Raw genomic sequence first — 2347 nt, forward strand, 5'->3', positions numbered from 1 at the left:
TGGATCTGCTCGACGGGGTTGTTGCCGAGGGCGTTGCCGCCGAGGGCGACGACAATACGATCGGGCTTGCCAAGAGGCTTAGACATTGCTGGAATCCTTTCTGTAAAAGGCCTACAACCCATTAATAACCCGCGTCCGTGCAATACGCGAGTTTATTAAGGTTTATATTCTCTTTATCGCTCATTTTATTCATTTTGAAAATAGTTTAACGGTGAACGGTCGTTTTTACCCGCTCAGCGTAAAGAAGCCCAGCTCACACATGTTTACGTCATCTACGTGCGACTTTATTTAATTAGAGCAGAGATTAGGCTGGATTATGCAAACTATATCTTTGCTAAACACATAACGGACACTGCAATTATTTACTCGCACTATACGAGATTCTATGCACTTGCAAGACAAGTATGCACCCCTGCAATAACACGGGGCTTTTCATCCAACAAAAGGGATAGCCAATCGCGCTTCACCCTGCGGCAAGCGATTGTGAGTTCGCAGTATGGAACTTTACCGTCGGATACTGCATGAACGCCGTCGACGCCCTCTCGCTCCTGCGCGCCCAGGCAATCGAGAACACCAGCGGCGTCCCCAGTCTTTTTGCATGGCACCGCGCCGGCTCGATGGCTCTGGGACCTAAGCGAATCTTTGCTATCTGCCAATTTTTGTTTGATTTGGGTCATTCCTATCTGCCAATTTTTGTATGATTAGAGGCAATTCTATTTGCCAATTTTTGTCATTGAGGGGTTTATGCTACGCCGTAAGGTCACTGACAGGCTTTTGAACTGGAAAAATAACTCTCATAAGGCATTGCTTGTTACCGGTGCGCGTCAAATTGGCAAGAGCTATGCGATTCGCGCGTTTGGTAAAGACAACTACGCATCGTATTTTGAGGCCAATTTGCTGCTCGATGCCGAGGCAAGAGATGTGCTTATTGGCGCTAAGAACGCCGTTGACTTTATCAACCGCGTGGCCCTTCTTGCGGACGCACCGCTTGTTGAGGGAGATACGCTTATCTTTGTCGATGAAATACAGGAGTATCCGCAGATCGTCACGCTCATGAAGGCGTTGGTCGAGGACGGGCGCTTTAGCTATGTCTTCTCGGGGTCTATGCTTGGGACTGAGTTTAAGGGGATCTCTTCTTTCCCGGTGGGGTATGTCGAGCACATTGTTATGCGGCCAATGGATTTTGAAGAGTTTTGTTGGGCAAACAGCATCAGCGAGAATGTGCTTGCAGACATCCGCAACTGCCTTGTCGAGAGGCGTCCCGTCGAAAACTATATTCATGAGGCGATGCTCAAAAACTATAGAGCTTATATCGTTTGCGGCGGCATGCCGGAGGTCGTTCAGAACTATATCGATTCGGGCTATTCGCTCGTGAGAACGCGTGAGCTTCAAATTCAGCTAGTCGATCAGTACAAAAGCGATATCTCTAAATATGCATCGACTCGAGCGTTTAACGTTCGCTCCATTTTCGAGCAAATTCCCGTTCAGCTTGAGGCGGAGTCCCATCGCTTTATCGTCTCGTCTCTAGGCGAGGGAGCTCGTCTTCAAAAATACGAGCAGGATTTCCTATGGCTGGTGAACGCAGGCGTTGGATTGATGGTCCCCCAGGTGACGGAGGCCCGGAGTCCTCTTAAGAGGACAGAGAAGGCGACCGCCTTTAAACTATACGAGTCTGATGCAGGCATGCTCGCATCACGATATCCCGGAAGCACGGCACGCGCTGTCTACCTTGATATGAAAACCCCCAACCTCGGCGGTCTCTATGAGAACGTGGTCGCGCAGGAGCTTGTCGCCCTTGGAACTGATGCATGGTACTACCAGACACGCGAAGTCGGTGAAGTTGACTTTGTGATCGAAGGCGCCCACGGGCACGTTGTCCCGATCGAGGTCAAATCGGGCAAGAAGGTTCGAGCGCATGCGGCCCTCGACCGTCTGATGAGTGTGGGCGAGTACAAAATTCCCGAGGCCGTTGTTCTAAGCCGCGAGAACCTCGGCAAAGAGGGCAAGATCCTGTACGTTCCAATCTATATGACATTCTGCCTCGATGAGTTTATGGAAAAGGACGACCCCAATAACGATTTCTCGTTTGCACCCATATCCCTCTAGGCCATCTGGGTCCGCAACTAGGTCCCCCTCTATGCCCAAAGCCGCGAAACAGCGACCGGGACAAGGCGCCCCACCAACCACGTCCTTCATCAGCCCACACAATCCGAGGACGTAGTCGTAGCAGGATCTGAGGGCTGACCTTCGCGGACACTCCGCACTGATATCTTCTGTATTGAAGACGTCGATGGTGCACCCGTATACCATTGACGTCGACACCATCAGATGCGGACCGCGCGGTGAC

At 51.0% G+C, this 2347-nt stretch carries 2 protein-coding genes; both read left to right on the top strand.

Annotated features, from left to right (window positions below; genetic code table 11):
- Positions 1-521: 521 nt before the first annotated feature.
- Positions 522-701 (top strand): hypothetical protein, encoded by a 180-nt coding sequence (locus DW645_RS09920; protein ID WP_147356641.1) that lies wholly within the window; start codon positions 522-524, stop codon positions 699-701.
- A 43-nt stretch (positions 702-744) separates the two neighbouring features.
- Positions 745-2106, top strand: coding sequence for an ATP-binding protein (locus DW645_RS09740; RefSeq protein ID WP_147356642.1), 1362 nt, complete (start codon positions 745-747; stop codon positions 2104-2106).
- Positions 2107-2347: the final 241 nt, after the last annotated feature.

The sequence above is a fragment of the Collinsella sp. AM23-17 genome (assembly GCF_003470945.1).
GTDB classification, from domain to species: domain Bacteria; phylum Actinomycetota; class Coriobacteriia; order Coriobacteriales; family Coriobacteriaceae; genus Collinsella; species Collinsella aerofaciens_O.